Source organism: Paenibacillus germinis, from assembly GCF_013141785.1.
GTDB classification, from domain to species: Bacteria; Bacillota; Bacilli; order Paenibacillales; family NBRC-103111; genus Paenibacillus_E; species Paenibacillus_E phytorum.
In genome coordinates, this window is record NZ_WHOC01000175.1 from 1 (window position 1) to 16425 (window position 16425).

Annotated in this window: 17 protein-coding genes; 11 read left to right on the forward strand and 6 right to left on the reverse strand. The window is 42.4% G+C overall.

Annotation, left to right across the window (positions count from 1 at the left end):
• Positions 1–714: 714 nt before the first annotated feature.
• Positions 715–1986, forward strand: coding sequence for a prolyl oligopeptidase family serine peptidase (locus tag GC102_RS33555; protein WP_171693346.1), 1272 nt, complete (start codon positions 715–717; stop codon positions 1984–1986).
• A 715-nt stretch (positions 1987–2701) separates the two neighbouring features.
• Here GC102_RS33555 and GC102_RS33560 read toward each other — a convergent pair.
• On the reverse strand, positions 2702–2947 hold the full coding sequence (locus GC102_RS33560) for a hypothetical protein (RefSeq protein ID WP_171693347.1): 246 nt from the start codon (positions 2945–2947) through the stop codon (positions 2702–2704).
• A 232-nt stretch (positions 2948–3179) separates the two neighbouring features.
• Here GC102_RS33560 and GC102_RS33565 point away from each other — a divergent pair, with 232 nt between their 5' ends.
• The 5 genes from GC102_RS33565 to GC102_RS33585 all read left to right on the forward strand — a co-directional run bounded on the left by GC102_RS33565 (position 3180) and on the right by GC102_RS33585 (position 8586).
• Complete coding sequence (locus tag GC102_RS33565; protein WP_376769429.1) at positions 3180–3779, forward strand: TetR/AcrR family transcriptional regulator; 600 nt, start codon at positions 3180–3182, stop codon at positions 3777–3779.
• A 288-nt stretch (positions 3780–4067) separates the two neighbouring features.
• Entirely contained in the window at positions 4068–5558 is a 1491-nt protein-coding gene (locus tag GC102_RS33570; RefSeq protein ID WP_171693348.1) for a DHA2 family efflux MFS transporter permease subunit, read from the forward strand.
• Between the two features lie 354 nt (positions 5559–5912).
• Positions 5913–7346 (forward strand): DHA2 family efflux MFS transporter permease subunit, encoded by a 1434-nt coding sequence (locus tag GC102_RS33575; protein ID WP_171693349.1) that lies wholly within the window; start codon positions 5913–5915, stop codon positions 7344–7346.
• 480 nt (positions 7347–7826) lie between these two features.
• Positions 7827–8225: a nuclear transport factor 2 family protein gene (locus tag GC102_RS33580; protein ID WP_171693350.1), complete on the forward strand. Its 399-nt coding sequence runs from the start codon at positions 7827–7829 to the stop codon at positions 8223–8225.
• A gap of 79 nt (positions 8226–8304) precedes the next feature.
• Entirely contained in the window at positions 8305–8586 is a 282-nt protein-coding gene (locus GC102_RS33585; protein ID WP_246321267.1) for a hypothetical protein, read from the forward strand.
• 222 nt (positions 8587–8808) lie between these two features.
• Here the strand turns inward: GC102_RS33585 and GC102_RS33590 are convergent, their stop codons facing one another.
• Entirely contained in the window at positions 8809–9678 is an 870-nt protein-coding gene (locus GC102_RS33590) for an Hsp33 family molecular chaperone HslO (RefSeq protein WP_171693352.1), read from the reverse strand.
• 149 nt (positions 9679–9827) lie between these two features.
• On the opposite strand from GC102_RS33590, the gene GC102_RS33595 reads away from it, so the two are divergent.
• Positions 9828–10556 (forward strand): MerR family transcriptional regulator, encoded by a 729-nt coding sequence (locus tag GC102_RS33595; protein WP_171693353.1) that lies wholly within the window; start codon positions 9828–9830, stop codon positions 10554–10556.
• Between the two features lie 226 nt (positions 10557–10782).
• Entirely contained in the window at positions 10783–11031 is a 249-nt protein-coding gene (locus GC102_RS33600; RefSeq protein WP_171693354.1) for a GNAT family N-acetyltransferase, read from the forward strand.
• A 19-nt stretch (positions 11032–11050) separates the two neighbouring features.
• Here the strand turns inward: GC102_RS33600 and GC102_RS33605 are convergent, their stop codons facing one another.
• Positions 11051–12457 carry an aminotransferase-like domain-containing protein gene (locus GC102_RS33605; protein ID WP_171693355.1) on the reverse strand — a complete coding sequence of 469 codons (1407 nt, stop codon included), beginning with the start codon at positions 12455–12457 and terminating at the stop codon, positions 11051–11053.
• Positions 12458–12567: 110 nt separating this feature from the next.
• Here GC102_RS33605 and GC102_RS33610 point away from each other — a divergent pair, with 110 nt between their 5' ends.
• Genes GC102_RS33610 through proC form a run of 3 tightly spaced genes read left to right on the forward strand, consistent with a single transcriptional unit; the run spans position 12568 to position 14506 of the window.
• On the forward strand, positions 12568–13284 hold the full coding sequence (locus GC102_RS33610; RefSeq protein WP_171693356.1) for an AzlC family ABC transporter permease: 717 nt from the start codon (positions 12568–12570) through the stop codon (positions 13282–13284).
• Positions 13275–13607, forward strand: coding sequence for a branched-chain amino acid transport AzlD family protein (locus GC102_RS33615; RefSeq protein ID WP_171693357.1), 333 nt, complete (start codon positions 13275–13277; stop codon positions 13605–13607). The genes GC102_RS33610 and GC102_RS33615 overlap by 10 nt, the downstream gene beginning before the upstream one ends.
• Positions 13608–13624: 17 nt before the next feature.
• Positions 13625–14506: a pyrroline-5-carboxylate reductase gene (proC, locus tag GC102_RS33620; protein ID WP_246321268.1), complete on the forward strand. Its 882-nt coding sequence runs from the start codon at positions 13625–13627 to the stop codon at positions 14504–14506.
• Positions 14507–14778: 272 nt separating this feature from the next.
• Here the strand turns inward: proC and GC102_RS33625 are convergent, their stop codons facing one another.
• From GC102_RS33625 to GC102_RS33635, 3 genes are read right to left on the reverse strand one after another with little or no spacing between them, the layout of a single operon-like run.
• Positions 14779–15252, reverse strand: a complete 474-nt coding sequence (locus tag GC102_RS33625) for an SRPBCC family protein (protein WP_171693405.1) — start codon at positions 15250–15252, stop codon at positions 14779–14781.
• 24 nt (positions 15253–15276) lie between these two features.
• The gene (locus tag GC102_RS33630; protein ID WP_171693358.1) at positions 15277–15717 is read right to left on the reverse strand and encodes an SRPBCC family protein; all 441 of its coding nucleotides are present in this window, start codon (positions 15715–15717) and stop codon (positions 15277–15279) included.
• The gene (locus GC102_RS33635; RefSeq protein ID WP_171643786.1) at positions 15710–16219 is read right to left on the reverse strand and encodes a MerR family transcriptional regulator; all 510 of its coding nucleotides are present in this window, start codon (positions 16217–16219) and stop codon (positions 15710–15712) included. Before GC102_RS33635 ends, GC102_RS33630 begins: the two co-directional genes overlap by 8 nt.
• Positions 16220–16425 lie beyond the last annotated feature (206 nt).

The following is a 16425-nucleotide window of genomic DNA, read 5'->3' on the forward strand; positions in this document are numbered from 1 at the left end:
TGTAATTAAAAATGTCGCTGATTTGAAGATAAAATGTACGTTGAATTTGAACATAAATGTCGCAGGCTCGTGCCTTGATGCTACGGGCTTTTTTTTGCTTTTCATTAGTTTTCTGAAGTTTTGATTGAAAGTCACAATACCGGTACTAAATGAGGGAGTGGTTTTTAAAATTGTAATCCTTCACTCGGTATGAAAAAATGGAACAATAAATGACTAAGGTCCCTAGGATCCTAGTCATTTTTTATGAATCAGCAAGGTTACTGGGATGATTGCCTCTTTTTTTAAGAAACCAAATTTATGGAAAAATGAATCCATGGCAGATCAAAATGTACGGTTCAAATTCGTGAAAATGTCAGTCTTTTTGATAGCGCAGCGGTCGGCCCGATGTTCGGCATGGGGGCGATACTGCATTGATAGTTACATCAAATGGTCGCAAAAACGAAAAAAAAAGGTCGTCATATTGAATGTGAGCCTCCATATGTTTCCGGTAGAATGAAAACAAGGGGGTGAAGCGGCAGGAGGCTTATCTAATCCAGGTCGTCGAATAGAACGATTTTGGATCTCCGGTCTTGTAGAGCGGGCGCTCTTAGTCTGATGCACACGCTCTCATCTTTGAAAGGGTACGGATTGGAATCCCGGACCCGCTATGTTTCCGCACAAGACAATTTCTGGCGGGAGTCAAACATTTCATCTGAGAAAAAGGAGGATTTTGCTATGGGAAGAAGTTACTACGCAATTATCGAGATAACGGATCATGGTCCTTACGTTACTAAACTGGTGCCGCCCATATCGGTGAACGTGAAGGCGAAAGAGGTGAAGCCGGAATGCTTTAGTGTATATGTCGAGCGGAAGGACAAGAAGGGTGAGATCCTGAAGCTTTCGAGGAACTGGTTAGAGAAGACGGAAAAGGAGTTAAGCAAGGGCTACTGCGTGGTGGAAGCTGCTTATCCTTCCTGCCACCATGGTGTACGGAGAGAGGAAGGGGAATTCGTGACACTGGAAATGAAGTATGGACCGCTCGATTCCTTATCCGCTGCAATTGCCTGTCCGAACGACTTCAACGAGTTTATCTTCAGCGATTATCGGATTACTCAGATTGCGGAAATTCCGGCGGAGGAAGAGAGGCTGACGGGATTGGTATTCGACCTGTGTGCAGGCAATACCATGAAACAGGCGGAGAAGTTCCTGCACGGCATTTCCTCCTATGAAGAGGAGCCGCTAAAATATGGCTACTTCGTGCCGCAGACTGGAAACGGCAGGCGGCCACTCATCATCTGGTTGCACGGAGCTGGAGAGGGCGGACAGGATCCGACCATCGCTTATACGGGCAACAAGGTGGTGAATCTGGCCAGCGATGCAATCCAAGCCAAGTTTGGCGGAGCTTACATGTTGGTACCGCAGACACCGACCTTCTGGATGAACGACGGCAGCGGACAGTACGGCAGGACAGGTAAGTCCAAGTATGGGGAGGCCTTGAAGGCTCTGATTGATGAGTTCATTACCAGGAATGATGCGGCAATCGACACTAACCGGATCTATATCGGCGGCTGCTCCAATGGGGGATTTATGACCATGCGTATGGTGCTGGATTATCCGGATTTCTTCGCTGCTGCATATCCTGTTTGCGAAGCGCTTTTCAATGACGTCATCAGTGATGCTGATATCGAGGCGATTAAGCATGCGGCGATTTGGTTTACCCATTCCAAGGATGATTTGATTGTAAAACCGGAGGAAACTGTAATACCGACTTATAAGCGCTTAATTAAGGCCGGTGCGAAGAATGTGCATTTCTCGTTCTTTGATAAGGTTGTGGACATCCATGGCTTGTTTGCGGATGAAAAGGGAGAGCCGTTTAACTATATAGGGCATTTCTCCTGGATATATGCCCTGAACGATGACTGTCACCTGGATTATGACGGGAAGCCGGTCGTGGTGGAGGGGAAGGAAGTATCTCTGATGGATTGGCTTGCTATGCAGAGCAAGTAAACTAAAGAGACATATCCTATTACTGGAGAGTTTATAAGACTTCTTACATTACTAAAATACGTATTATGATACTTACAACAGCGATGATCCATGATATCCATGGATATCATGACGCCTAATTGACTTCGGAAAACCGGAGTCATTTTTCTTTAGTCGACACAAATTCGAACTGTTCGACGTGCCGGAAGATTATCTCAAAGGAGGTAGGGATGTGCCGTGGTAACCACCTCATCATGACCATATAGCCGAGGAAGTGCCGCATATGAAGCAGAACAACTGGATAAGAAGAATAATCTCATCGATAAGAAATATGAAGCTCCAGAGTAAGCTGATGGGGGGTATTTATTAGGTTGCGTGATTCCAGTTCTTGTTGTGAGTACATATATCTACACCCAATCCGTTGCGGGGCTCGAGGATTCTTCCCAAGAGTTTGCGACTCTATACACCTCCCAAATTGAGAATTCCTTGGATCAACTTATGCAAGAATACGACAAAATAACCAAATCAGTATTGGTAGACAAAGATTTTATCACAAGGCTAAGAGATAGTAAGAAAATGTCCATGAACGAGTTAATTCTTCAAATGGAAACGGTCCGGAGTACTCTGAGACGGGTTGCATTGCTCAAACCCGAGATCGGTACTGTGATGCTTATTAGCCCCGATAACACCTCTTTATTATGAAGCATGCTGGTTCTTCACTAGGGTTATCTGGTAACTACATGTGGTCGAAACCGAAAAAAGGCTGGTTCGTTTCATCAACGAGCAGCCTTTTTTGTATGGAGGGGCTTAATTTCCCGGCGCGGTGACTTGCCAATCTCGCTGTAACAGGATACGTTCCCCGGCCTTGAATTGGATTAAGAGGTGATTCGTCCCCGGTTTCAACAATCGCCTTTTCATCCTTGTACAAGTCCTCATACAGCAGCCCGGTGAGATGAAGCTTCGCTTCGTTTGCCTTCTCCAACAGGTCAAAGCCGGAAATCTCATACTCCGTGGTGCTGAGCTTTAATTTACAATTTGTTGTATAATTAACGATGTATAATTTAGATTATATTCAAAATTATTGGGTTTACAAGCGACGCTTATTGAAGGAAGAGTACTATACAAGTAATTCGTTTTTTTGTAGTTTAACTTGAAGATGTTCTACGTAAACCCGGAAATTGTAGCTTACTATATAATAAGGAAAGGAAGAGGATATGATGGGGAATACAAAACCTCGCACAGATCCCCGCATACTTCGCACGCGCCAATTGATTCGAGATGCCTTTGTTGAATTAATTCAGGAGATAGATATCGAAAAAATATCAGTAAATCGCATCGCCGAGCGTGCCACCATCAATCGCGTTACTTTCTATCTGCACTATCGAGACATTCCGGATTTGCTTGAAAAGATGGCGGATGATATGGTCGAGGACATCAAGCAGATTTTCAATAATTCGCCGGCGACACAGATCTGCCCAGAAGAAAAGGGTTGGCCGATTATGCTCAATTTGCTCGAGTATATTGCCGAACATGCAAAATTTTATAAAGTCGTTCTCGCGACGAAACGAACTCCGATCTTTACGGACCGTCTATTAAAACTACTGACGGGATTGATTACCGAAAGGGTAGAGAAATTTGGGAGCGACCCCTTCTTTACTGTAGCAGGTATTCAGAAGGACATTGCGATATGGTACGCTTCTTCAGCCTTAATCGGAACGATTATTTCCTGGCTTCGAAACGACATGCCGTATACGCCGCATTTTCTGACCAAACAATTTTTTTTACTGCTGTCTCAATACCCAAATAAAAAGTAATGTCGATATTCTATACGAAACAAGGAGCAGTTTGTCTAAGACAGCTGCTCCTTGTTTAATTTAGTTTGTCAGGTACCGTTAATATCTCGATACGACAAATTCTGCAAGATTTGTGGATTATGTTATAGATAGACGACAAATCTTTTGAAATTGTCATCTAATAAACATTTACAAAAAATCTGTTGCTTGTGAACATAAGGATAGATGACTATAATACTATTTACATTGAGTTTATTATGCAACACTTTGTAAATTAGTTTGAAATTGAATTTGAAAGGAATAAATGAAATGAGTAAAATTGCAGCATTTGATAGTAGTTCTATTAAGAAAGGTCCACTTTTATTTGTTATGATTCTGGGGGCATTCATTGCCGTTCTGAATCAGACGATTATGAGTGTTGCTTTACCGGAGCTTATGGTCGAATTTGATATTGCCGCTTCGACAGGCCAATGGCTGACCACTGGCTATATGTTGGTTAACGGCGTTTTAATTCCGATAACAGCGTTCCTCATGCAACGATTTACGACGCGTGAGCTGTTTCAAGCATCCATGATTATTTTCCTCATTGGTACCATTGTTTCAGCTGTGGCGCCTGGCTTTGAAGTTTTGTTGGCTGGCCGTCTGATTCAAGCAGCCGGGGCTGGGATTTTAATGCCGCTTCTTATGAATGTCATCCTGACAATTTATCCGCCTGACAAGCGCGGAGCTGCTATGGGAATGGTTGGGTTGTCTATCATTTTTGCCCCTGCTGTCGGTCCTGCTATAGCTGGCTATATTTTGGAGCATTATTCTTGGCGTACTCTTTTCTATGGCATCATTCCATTTGCTGTCATCGTTATTGCGATTGCTTTTGTATATCTGAAAAATGTCTCCGAACGTTCCTATCCCAAAATTGATACGTGGGGTGCGGTTCTCTCAACAATCGGATTCGGTTTCCTTCTTTACGGCTTCAGTAGTGCTGGTGGCAAGGGATGGTCAAGTACGGAGGTTGTCCTGTCTATTATTGTAGGTGTAGTGGCCTTAATATTGTTTACATGGCGACAACTGGTTATCGAAAGCCCACTTCTAGATCTTAGGGCTTTCAAACACAACATGTTTACCCTGACAACGTTAATCAACATTGCGGTTACGATGGTCATGTATGCCGATATGATGTTGCTTCCCTTGTATTTGCAGAATGCTCGTGGATATACTCCGTTGGAGTCCGGAATACTTATGCTCCCAGGTGCACTCCTAATGGGGTTCATGATGCCAGTGGCTGGAAAACTGTTCGATAAGTTCGGAGCGAAATGGTTGTCCATTATCGGTATGGCAATTACCATTGTAACCACACTTGGATTCATCAATTTGACGGATTCAACAAGTTATACTTATTTAGTCCTCATGTCCACAGGACGACGCTTCGGTATGGCGCTTTTCTTAATGCCAATCACCACGGCGGGCCTCAATCAATTACCTTCAAGACTGAATGCGCATGGTACCGCTATTTCCAATACCATCAAGCAAGTGGCAGGCGGCGTAGGTACAGCATTGCTAGTCACGGTTATGACGACCAGAACCAAATCTCATCTCGTAGACCTGATGACGGCAAATGGAACGGCGAATGCTTCCAAAGAACTTATAAAAGAGGCGTCTATTCAGGGAATTAATGATTCTTATCTTGTTATTATTGGCATCGGAGTTGTTGGCTTGCTGCTTTCCTTCTTCATTAAACGTGTAAGTCAGGCAGAAGAAGAACCGGAATTCATTGTAACTCCGAGACCCGTTAATGCAACTTAGGAATACTATATAAAAGGTATGCAGAAAGGGCTTCTCCATGTGAATCGGGAGAGGCTCTTTCTTCTTTTCAGAATGAGGGGAATTCCGAATTATAGTAGTATTTGGTACGATCTCACGTTGGATGACTTCCTTTATTTATGAAACATCACAATAATTTGTCACAGGTTTGAAGAGGATATATTGTCATAGAATTTGAGTTTGCAAATGTCATAGTATTTGAGAGACTGAAAGGTAGAAAATTGTTTAATTTGTTTTTGGACTTGTATAAGTGCACACTCTGTTGTATTTTATAGCGGAACCGAATAGATAGAGAACTATTCAAAATAGTTTTCAGGAGAGGGAAGTGAAAATCATATGAAGCAATATAATACACGGGCTATAATGGCGTCTCTGCTCATTTGCGGCTTCGTTGGCATGTTCAGCGAGACGGCGCTCAACATAGCAATTAGTAATTTAATGGACGTGTTCCAGATTTCGGCTGCGACTGCACAGTGGTTAACGACAGGTTTTTTGCTGACTCTCGGTATTCTGATGCCGATGACAGGTTTACTGCTACAATGGATGACAACTAGGCAGCTTTTCATTGTTTCGCTTGTAAGCTCGATCGTTGGGACATTGATTGCTGCGCTTGCGCTCAATTTCGAAATGCTGATGGTCGCTCGCGTTCTGCAGGCAGCCGGCATGGGTTTATTGATTCCGCTCATGTTTAATACGATTCTCGTAGTTTACCCTCCGGAGAAGCGCGGGGCAGCGATGGGCTTCGTTGGTCTAGTCATCATGTTTGCACCGGCGACTGGCCCTACTGTGGCGGGTCTTTTAATCGAATATTTATCATGGCACTACATTTTCTGGTTGTCTCTTCCATTTTTGGTCATAGGGCTGTTGATAGGATTAAAATACCTGGAAAACGTCACCGAGGTCACGAGACCGCGCATTGATCCATTATCCATTATTTTGTCATCAATAGGCTTCGGCGGCGTAGTCTTTGGTTTCAGTAAGGCGGGCGAAGGGGAGGGAGGCTGGACTAGCGTGATCGTGCTCTCATCGATCGTAATCGGCCTTATCGCGCTTGTATTGTTCACGCTGCGCCAGATGTTAATGCGTGAGCCGATGATGAACTTGCGCGTCTTCAAGTACCCTATGTTTATCGTGGGGCTGCTTCTTGTGCTGTCGTGTATGATGATCATCTTATCAAGTATGATTATTTTGCCGATGTATCTGCAGAACGGGATGAAACTATCCGCGTTCGCTACTGGGCTCATGCTGCTGCCGGGCAGTGCTTTGAATGGTATCTTGTCGCCACGTATGGGACGCTTGTTCGATAAGTATGGGCCTAAGTGGCTCGTAATCCCCGGCCTTGTCATCGTAGCGGTGATGTTATGGTTTTTTTCCAGTATATCAGTTGCATCTTCTGTAGCCTTTATCGTGACCTTGCATATTGGTCTTATGATTGGTATCTCCATGGTATGGATGCCGGCGCAGACGAACGGGCTTAACCAACTGCCGCCGGAACTTTATCCACATGGAACGGCAGTCATGAATACGCTGCAACAGGTCGCAGGTGCGATCGGCACGGCAATCGCAATCAGCATCCTTACGAGTGGCATGGAGAAATATTTGATCAGCTCTCCGTTGCCGAGTGAACCGGTCGAGATGGCTAAAGCCATGATGTTCGGTTCCCAGAACGTGTTCATGTTCGCGATGATTGTTACACTCATTGGGCTAGCCGTGGCGTTCTTCATCCGCCGCGTCATCGTTAAGCATGCGACGATGAATTCGATGCATTGAAATTCCATTAAGGAGCTCGCTTAGCCGCGGCTCCTTTTTTCGTTCCTTGAAGTAACGGGAGATTTGCGTAACTTCCGTATCAAAGTCTCCATATTTAACTTGGAAGTTTCAGAAGAACAACGCCGCTTCGTAGCGTCTAATCTGTCTAGCGTCGCTTCTTGTTATGTCCTTGCAACAAATGGGGGACACCCATTACCGTTTGCCATTTACGCGGATGAGCAGCCGGTAGGTTTTGTTATGTTGTTTATGGCATTACTGGTTAAGAGCTTCCGAAATTCGCTAATAACAATTATTGCATAATGCGCTTTATGATTGATAAACAGTATCAGAATCTGGGTTATGGTAGAAGCTATGGATTTTTTGTATTACGTTCCAAAAATAACCAAATTTATGGTATGTTGATCTATATAGGTACGAACAAACGTAACAAATTTAGAGCAATACATAAGTTGGAGAGAAGACCCAAAAGGAGGTATTTTTGTGGATGAAACCTTTATCATTGCTTGTGAAGAACGACTTCGGACAGCAATGCTATCCAGTGATGTGGAACTTTTAGATGAACTGATTTCTGACGATCTTATCTTTGTAAATCATTTAGGACAAGTTTTATCAAAAGAAATGGATATTGAATCCCATCGTTCAGGAAACTTGAAAATGACTGGAATTGATATTTTGGATCAAAGAATTAGACTTGTGGATAGGGTAGCCGTAACCATTACTAGAGTCAATCTAAGCGGTATTTTCGGGACTCCATTTGAAGGCGAGTTTTGGTACACTCGTGTTTGGCAGAATCGTATCGGGACATGGCAAATCGTCTCAGGTCATTGTTGTTCGGTAACGGGATACAATACTATGCTCAACACAAAATTGTTGAACTAACGGAGAACGATAGTAATAAAAGGATGAAAAGTCTTTAAAGAATTAGGAGGCATTAGTGATGCTAAGATGCTCATGGTGTATGAAGAAAATCAAAGAAGATAAGCCCTGTTACGGTCTAAATGTCAAGTTTGCTTCAGGAGTTGATTTTGACGAGAAAGATGGAAGAATAATTTCATTATATTTAGAAACTAGAAAAACAAGTGTTCCTTTAATAGTTGTGGCCGATGATTCAGAAGCAAAAAGAAATGGACAGGATGGGATCTTTGCACTTTGTAGTGAGAACTGTGCGACTAAGATGAAAGAAACAGTTACAAAAGAATTAGCACTATTTTCAGGTGAAAGCAGTATGGTACGTTTATAAAACAAGCGACTCTAAACATTAAACTAACAGATCGATAATTAACAAACAACACAGATGGGCTGCCGCCAATAAATCCGGCAGCCTATTCTGCTAAAGGGCAGTTTAGTGGAATAATGCATCCGTTGAGAAAAAATCACAGATTATCCTAGAAATCTCTGTCATTAAGAGGAGATAAATCTGTTGGGGAGCGCAGGCTGCGTTCACTTAAATGCTGACCTTTGTTTAAATAAGGCTCTCAATCTCACTTGAATCAAAGGTATGTTTTTTTCCACATACATTGCACACAATCTCCAATAGACTGTTATTTTCATAGGCATTCGCCAGTTCTTCCTTGTCCAAGGCATATAACATGGGATAAAGGATCTCTTTAGAGCATCCACAAAACAAACGTACGGGCTCAATGCCTACAATGTCGATGTCATCAAATATCGAGTAAGGAAGTCCTTTAAATGTCTTGCTGTTCTCTGGATCTACCAAGTACGATTGATGATCTGATATTACGTTTCTTATTCTATGAATAAGACGAACCGGAGCGCCCGGAAGCAGTTGGGCCATGACTCCCCTGCTTAACACAATCTCATTTTTTTCATTGAAAACTATGTGTACTGAAAACCATGAAGGAGTCTGTTCGCTTTGTTTAAAATAATGTGACATATCATCAACAATATTTCCGTATGGCATATCTGTGATCCCTGTAAATACGTTGTTCATTCCTATATCGGTCGTGACCTGAATACATCCTCTAGCACCTATCAACTGTTCGATCGATAAATTGTTCAAATAGTCTGAAGGCGCGTTTAATAATTCATCACTAATATAACCGCGTACGTTTCCCTTAGAATCGACATCTGCAAAGATTTTATAATTATGATTGCTAGTTTTTACTTTTAGACTTATCCGTTGAGTGCCCTTTAGAATTCCTGTGAGCATACTTGCAATGGATACGGTTTTGCCAAGTGCGGTTTTAAGGAGTTTATTCATATGATCATGATTGCAAACAGCTCTGATCAAATCAGTATTTTCCACAAATAGGATGCGGGCTTGTTTATTATAGGCTAATGTTTTAATTAAGTAATTATCCAATTGAATCAAAATCCTCTCCATGATTTCTTATGTTAATGTTTTTACTAGGGTACTTTATAGTATAAATCCTGACGTTACGTCAGGTTCAAGGCGTTTTTTTTATTAAGAATAATGCGTACATGGGATACAACGCAGTTAAAGTTATTGGAGGAATCTGTATGGAGAAGCGGAGTTGGAAGATAGGAGAAATCGCAAAACGAACAGGTCTAACCGTACGAAGCCTGCATCATTATGATCAGATCGGATTGTTCTCACCATCCCGGGTTACCGAATCCGGGCACCGCCTATATACAGATGCTGATGTTACTAGGTTGCATCAAATTATATCGCTTAAGCAGCTGGGATTTGCTCTAGAGGAAGTCAAAGTAATGATTAATAACCCTGATTATAATCTGACAGATATGCTGAAGATGCAGCTTTCCCGATTAAACGAGCAAATAAGCATACTGGTAGAGTTACGTGTTCGTTTGCATGATATATTTGAACTGTTAGATTCAGGGCAATCGGTATCAAGCGAGCGGTTTATGATGGCAATGCAAATGATGAGGATCATTCAGAGCCCGCATTTTAAGCCGGGGCAAGCAGAAGAAATAAAAAATCTGTTCAAATCATTAGGCGAGAATGAGCTGGAGAAAAGTTATGCAGAAGGGCAGCGACTCATTGCTGAATTCCGTAAATATAAAAATATGGGCAAACTTCCGGATGATTCTGAAGTCGCTTCTTTAGCGGAACGTTGGAAGCAAGAAGTAGACTCCTTTGCTCCTGCAGATGCTGAGTTTATACAATCGGCAGAACAGTATTACAGTGAGAATCCAGAAGACGCAGTACAACATGGAATTGATGGCGAGCTCTACGAGTATATTAAGAAAGCTGTATCATTTATTTGAACTAGGGATTGTGCAGTGCAACTAACTACTGCGGGAGAGCACATCGCTGGCAACTATTTATGTAACAAGCCATTGTGCAAATTGTTGCACTAACGAAGAACGAGAGCTCAATAGACATTCGTAAAGGCTGCCACGTGAATGGCAGCCTTTACTCCCTTAATGGGCAGAATATTGAAATTAGTGAATATAATTGAGGAATGAAATTTTTGTACGGAGGGCGTTGTGTATGAATATAGATATTCTATCTTTGAATGAGTCCCTTGTACCTATGTACGTGGGATTTATTGTACTTTCATGGAGCTTTTCAATATCCAAAGGGTATCCCGTACTTCGAATAGATGCGTTATATGCATCGCCATTACATAGAAATAAGGGTGTAGGTCGGAAGCTGATGCAGTATGCATTTGACTTAGCTATTGAGAACAAAGCGACCCGATTACAGCTTGAAACGTTTAGCGCGGTTGTATCGAAATGATCGAGTTCTCTGGCCGTGTTTAAACGTCAGTATTTTTACCTAGATTTTCTTTCAAAATCTTTAATCCTCTTTGTAATTCCTCCATAGAATTTGTAGACGCAAGTGCTATTCTCAAAAAATTGTCCTTTGTACTGGCCCCACTTAAAAAGCGATCAGAGTGAAAAACACGAATTCCTTTGTTCAGAAAGTAACTCTCCATTCGTGATGCATTTACATTGTCCGATATCGGAATCCATCTATAGAAGCTTAGTGGATGGCCAGTGTGGAGAGGCCGTGGGAAAAACTCTGTAAATAAATGGTTTGCAGATTGAGCTAGCTGTCTTTTTTCCTCAACAATTGCATTTGCTTTTCCTGATAAAATAAGTTCGGTTATTATTTCAGCATCCAATGAAGATGTCTTAACATTAATATTAAAAATTGCCTTGATAATCTTTTCTTTAAAAGCATCGCAAAACACAATATAAGCCACTCGGAGCCCTGAACAGATTGACTTGGAGGTACTGCAGATATAGACAGTTTGTTCTGGGAGAAGCTGAAACATAGGCTGACCATAATTCTCTATAATACCAGCTGTCAGAAAAGCATGAATATCATCTTCAATTAAAATCAAATTATGCTTTCGTATAATAGCTGCTAATTCTTTTTTGCGGTTTTCTGGAATCATTACAGAAGTGGGATTTGAACAAGAAGGCATCAAAAAAACGCCATGTACATCCAATTGAAGGCACTGATTTTCAAGCTCATTAGGCAGCATTCCGTACTCGTCACCGGGAATCGGAACTAACTTAATACGAAACATTTTCGAAATCTCAATAAAATTTGCGTATGTATAAATATCGACTGCGATCCGGTTTCCTGGTTCAAACAGAGCTAACAACGTAATTGCCAAAGCATTCTGTGCTCCAGAAACAATGGCCATATTTTCTATGTCCGCTTGGATGCCAAAAGCACTCATCCAATTTAGTCCTGCTATTTTGTGATGTGGTTTTCCTGTAGGGTCATTATAATCAAAAAGCTGTTCTAAATAACTTTTCTCCATGACTCTTTTTGCAGCCACGGCTACAATTGGGTTTGTTTGTTCAAATGATGCAACAAATCCAAGATCAATACATTCACTTGATATTTTATCTTTTGAAATTGTGATGGAGCGTGCCGCGTTGGGTGAAACAAATGTACCGCTCCCGGTAACAGCATAAATTAAGCCTTTAAGTTCGCATACTTTGTAAGCACGTGTAATGGTCGTAAAATTAACATCTAAAAAATCGGCCAACTCCCTTTGTGGTGGAAGTTTTGTTCCGGGAGCTAAAAATCCGTTAGTAATGTCATATTCCAGTAATAAGGCGAGCGAAAGATAGAGTGGACGTTTCAATGCGTCTCTGTCGGGTTTCCACGACATAGGGTAATCAGTGAAGGAGTTTATCGGCATGCTATACCTCACAAAATTGTAATCCATACAATTATACCGTTGATTGTACGGATTTGCATTGCTAAAATGACATGGATAAGTAAATCGTTCCGAGGAGATGCAAGCTAACTATGATTAACAAAAAAGAACTTCAATCGGCATTTCGCGCTGCCTTTCCATCTACTATCCCCATATTGACTGGATTTTTATTCCTGGGGATTGCTTATGGCATCTTCATGAACGTATCAGGTTTCAGTGTAGGGTATTCCTTCCTAATGAGCTTGCTTATTTTTGCCGGTTCAATGGAATTTGTTGCTGTCAATCTGTTGCTTGGTACTTTTAATCCATTAGGTGCACTAATTCTCACATTAATGGTAAACGCGCGTCATCTTTTTTATGGGATATCGATGCTTGAAAAATACAGGGGGACCGGAATAAAAAAGCTTTATCTGATTTTTGGTCTATGTGATGAATCATTCTCTATTAATTACACAGCGAATATACCGCGAGAGGTGAACAAAGGATGGTATATGTTCTTCGTCACTGTTCTTAATCATAGCTATTGGGTGCTTGGAGCTACAATTGGCGGTTTTTTTGGATCATTTGTGCAGCTAAATATGGAAGGGCTTGAGTTTGTAATGACAGCTTTATTTGTTGTCATCTTTATTGAACAGTGGAAGAAGGAGTCAACACATTTCAGCGCGTTATTGGGTGTAGGTGTATCGCTTTTATGCCTATTCCTTTTTAACAGTAGCAACTTTATTGTTCCTTCCATGATCATCATTCTCTTAGTACTTACCTTGTTGAGGATGCAGTTAATGAAAGTAGGGGAACGGACATGTCAATGACTCTAATAGAGCGACTTATTACGATTGGTATGGTTGTTTTGGGAACCATGATGACAAGATTTCTTCCATTTATTATTTTCCCTTCAGGCCGACCCACACCAAGTTATGTACAATATCTCGGTAAAGTACTGCCTTCAGCAGCTATAGGGCTGCTGGTTGTCTATAGTATCAAAGACATCAAATTTGTAACTGGTAGCCACGGATTACCTGAACTGCTTTCTATAGTGTTAGTTGCTTTGCTCCACATATGGAAGAGAAATATGTTTTTGTCAATTGCAAGCGGTACTCTAGTCTATATGTTTATGATTCAATTTTTATTGTAGATGTAAATGGAGGAACTATGATGACTTTCAAATCAGAATCGGGACAAGTAACAACGATTTCAAAATTGAACATTTGTTTCTGTGGAGCAGGTTCAATGGCGGAGGCATTAGTCCGAGGACTTATTACTAAAAATTTGACGAAACCTCAACAGATTTCCATGCTAAACCGCAAAAATATGGTTCGTTTACGCGAGTTGCACGGACGCTACGGAATTCAAACGATTGAGCAGGGGTTGGATCATGATGAGTTGTTGAAAAATGCGGACGTGGTTTTATTAGCAGTAAAACCAACGGATTCTGTAGATACTATCGAGAGTATGAAACATCTCTTTAATCCTAGGCAGCTTATCATTTCTGTCATTGCGGGCTTATCTATCGAGACGATGAGTCGTTTAATCGGAATGTCTATGCCAATCGTTCGAACAATGCCTAATACATCTGCAACAATTGGATTGGGTGTAACCGCCATTAGCTATTCAAACGCTGTATCCGATGAACAGCGTCTTGTAGCCGAAAAACTATTTGGAGCTGTTGGAATTACGGAAGTTATAAACGAAGAGCTCCAAAACGCAGCTACGGGTGTCTTCGGCAGCGGACCGGCTTATGCCTATTACTTAATGGAAGCGATGATTGCTGGAGCTGGCAAGCTTGGTTTTGATTCTGATGCTTCACTTAGACTTGTCGTCCAAACTATTCTTGGCGCTGCCGAGATGGTGCGGATTACCTCTGAGCATCCTGCTGAATTAAGAAGTAACACTATCTCTCCCAATGGGACTACCCAAGTGGCCATCGATCTTTTGGAGCAGTTCAGCTTAAAGGAGACCATTACTAAAGCCATTGTTAAGGCGGCTGAACGTTCCGGAGAAATGGGTAAAGAATTGGAAATGAAGATTAATTGATTTAATAACTCATTATTGAACTAACGGCGAATAATAGTTGAAAGCAACCGCGAGTCCGGAAGCTTTCTTAGTATGGGCGATACGGGAAACGATAAAGGGGCACAAATTCTTTTTTTTGTGGGGCTTTTAGTTAACATGGACGCCGTCCTTGGGTTGTAAAACCTGGCATTTTGCCAGGTTTTACGGAACCCTCAACACGATACGATTTCATCCTCGCGAAATAAATAGCGAGCTGCTACCGGGAACATCAATACGAGGCTGGCCTCTTACTTTTAAGACATACTTGCCAGATGCTCCTCAAGACGATCCATGGTCTGTTCGGCACCTGGGACGGCATATGTTTTCACCTTATCGAATACAGCGGCATTTTCTTCAAATACTGTGCTATAAGTGAGTTTGGTCTTACCATCCAGATCCTCAAAGATTGCTGTCGCCAGAAAATGGGGAAACACAGCATGTTTGATGACGATTCGCTCGGGTTTAACGACCTCGACAAAGACGTTGGTGTTGGGATAATCAACGCCATCAGGACCGTGCATGATAAACTGCCATGTACCGCCCGGTTTCATATCAAACTTCTGAAAAGTCGTCGTAAAACCTCGAGGTCCCCACCACTTCGACAGGTGCTCCTCTTTCGTCCAAGCATCAAACACAGAATCGCATGGAGTATCAAATATGCGGGTGATCACAATCTCGCGTTCACCTACTTGCGTTGCGATTTTGTTTGTTTCGTTGTTTTGGTTCATGTCCATCTCCATCCTCCGCAACTTTCATTGGCCGTCCAGAACGTCGCCGAGCTTGTCCAAGAATAGTTTCGTTCCGTGTTCCCGCTGTTCGGGCGTATCATGGCCGTCCAGAAAAACACCCTGCTCTGTGTAGACCAACCGTGTGCCGCTGCCCTCTGGTTTGAACTCCACCGTCGTCACGGAGACGGATAATCGCGTTTCTTCCATGTCCAGCGTGTACGAGTAGACAATGCGTCTGTCCGGAACGATCTCCTGATAGCAGGCGTCGAAAGTGAAGACCGGGCCTCCCGGCGGACCTCCACGGTTGTACTCTCGTCCTCCTACGCGGAAATCGAACTCGTTGGCTTTCGGGAACCAGGCGGCTTTGGCGGCCTGGCCCGCCCAAGCGGCGAATACTCGGGCAGTCGAATGCTTATAGTTCTTTTCGATGACGAAAGTGGAATGTTTGGCAGATGGTTCATTCATGGTCGAATCCTCCTTGGCCGGGTTCTCCCGGATGTTCGTCTAAATATGCGCCGAGTTGGTCGAGGTGGAGATTCCAGCTCGACTTCCTCTCGTCAAAGTACTTCTCATGATTCATCCTCATTGTCCGCATGATCTTAGTGAAATTTTCAACTGTCAACGGTTCGTTTCTGTGCATCCGGCTTGATACATTCTCGAGCTCGTGCAAAAGCTTCTGTTGCATACGAATGTTTTCTTTCAGCCGGGCTATTTGAAGGGATACAGTGTCTAACAGGCTGAGCTGATCACCAGCCATAACGGCTTTAATTTGCTCCAGAGACAGCCCTAACTCCTTCAAGGACAGAATTTGCTGCAGACGCGAAATGTCCGTTTCCGTATAGAGCCTGTATCCGGAATTAGAATGACCGGATGGCGAAAACAAACCGATTTGATCGTAAAATCGTAAAGTGCGGATCGTTAGTCCCGCTAATTTCGCAAGTTCTCCGACTTTCCACTCTCTTTGCATGATCATCCCCTTTCTCGGGCGCTAGCTGTTTACCGGTATATTGACTATACACCGTTACGTAACGTAAGGGTCAAGTTTTTTACCAAAAAGTGAATGTTCCATTAACAAAAAAAATCCGAACGTCTGCAATTGAGTAAAATAAAACATAGCCCGTACCGATAAGGAAGAAAAACATTCTTTTACGATGAAGGAAGAGGAACTGAAAG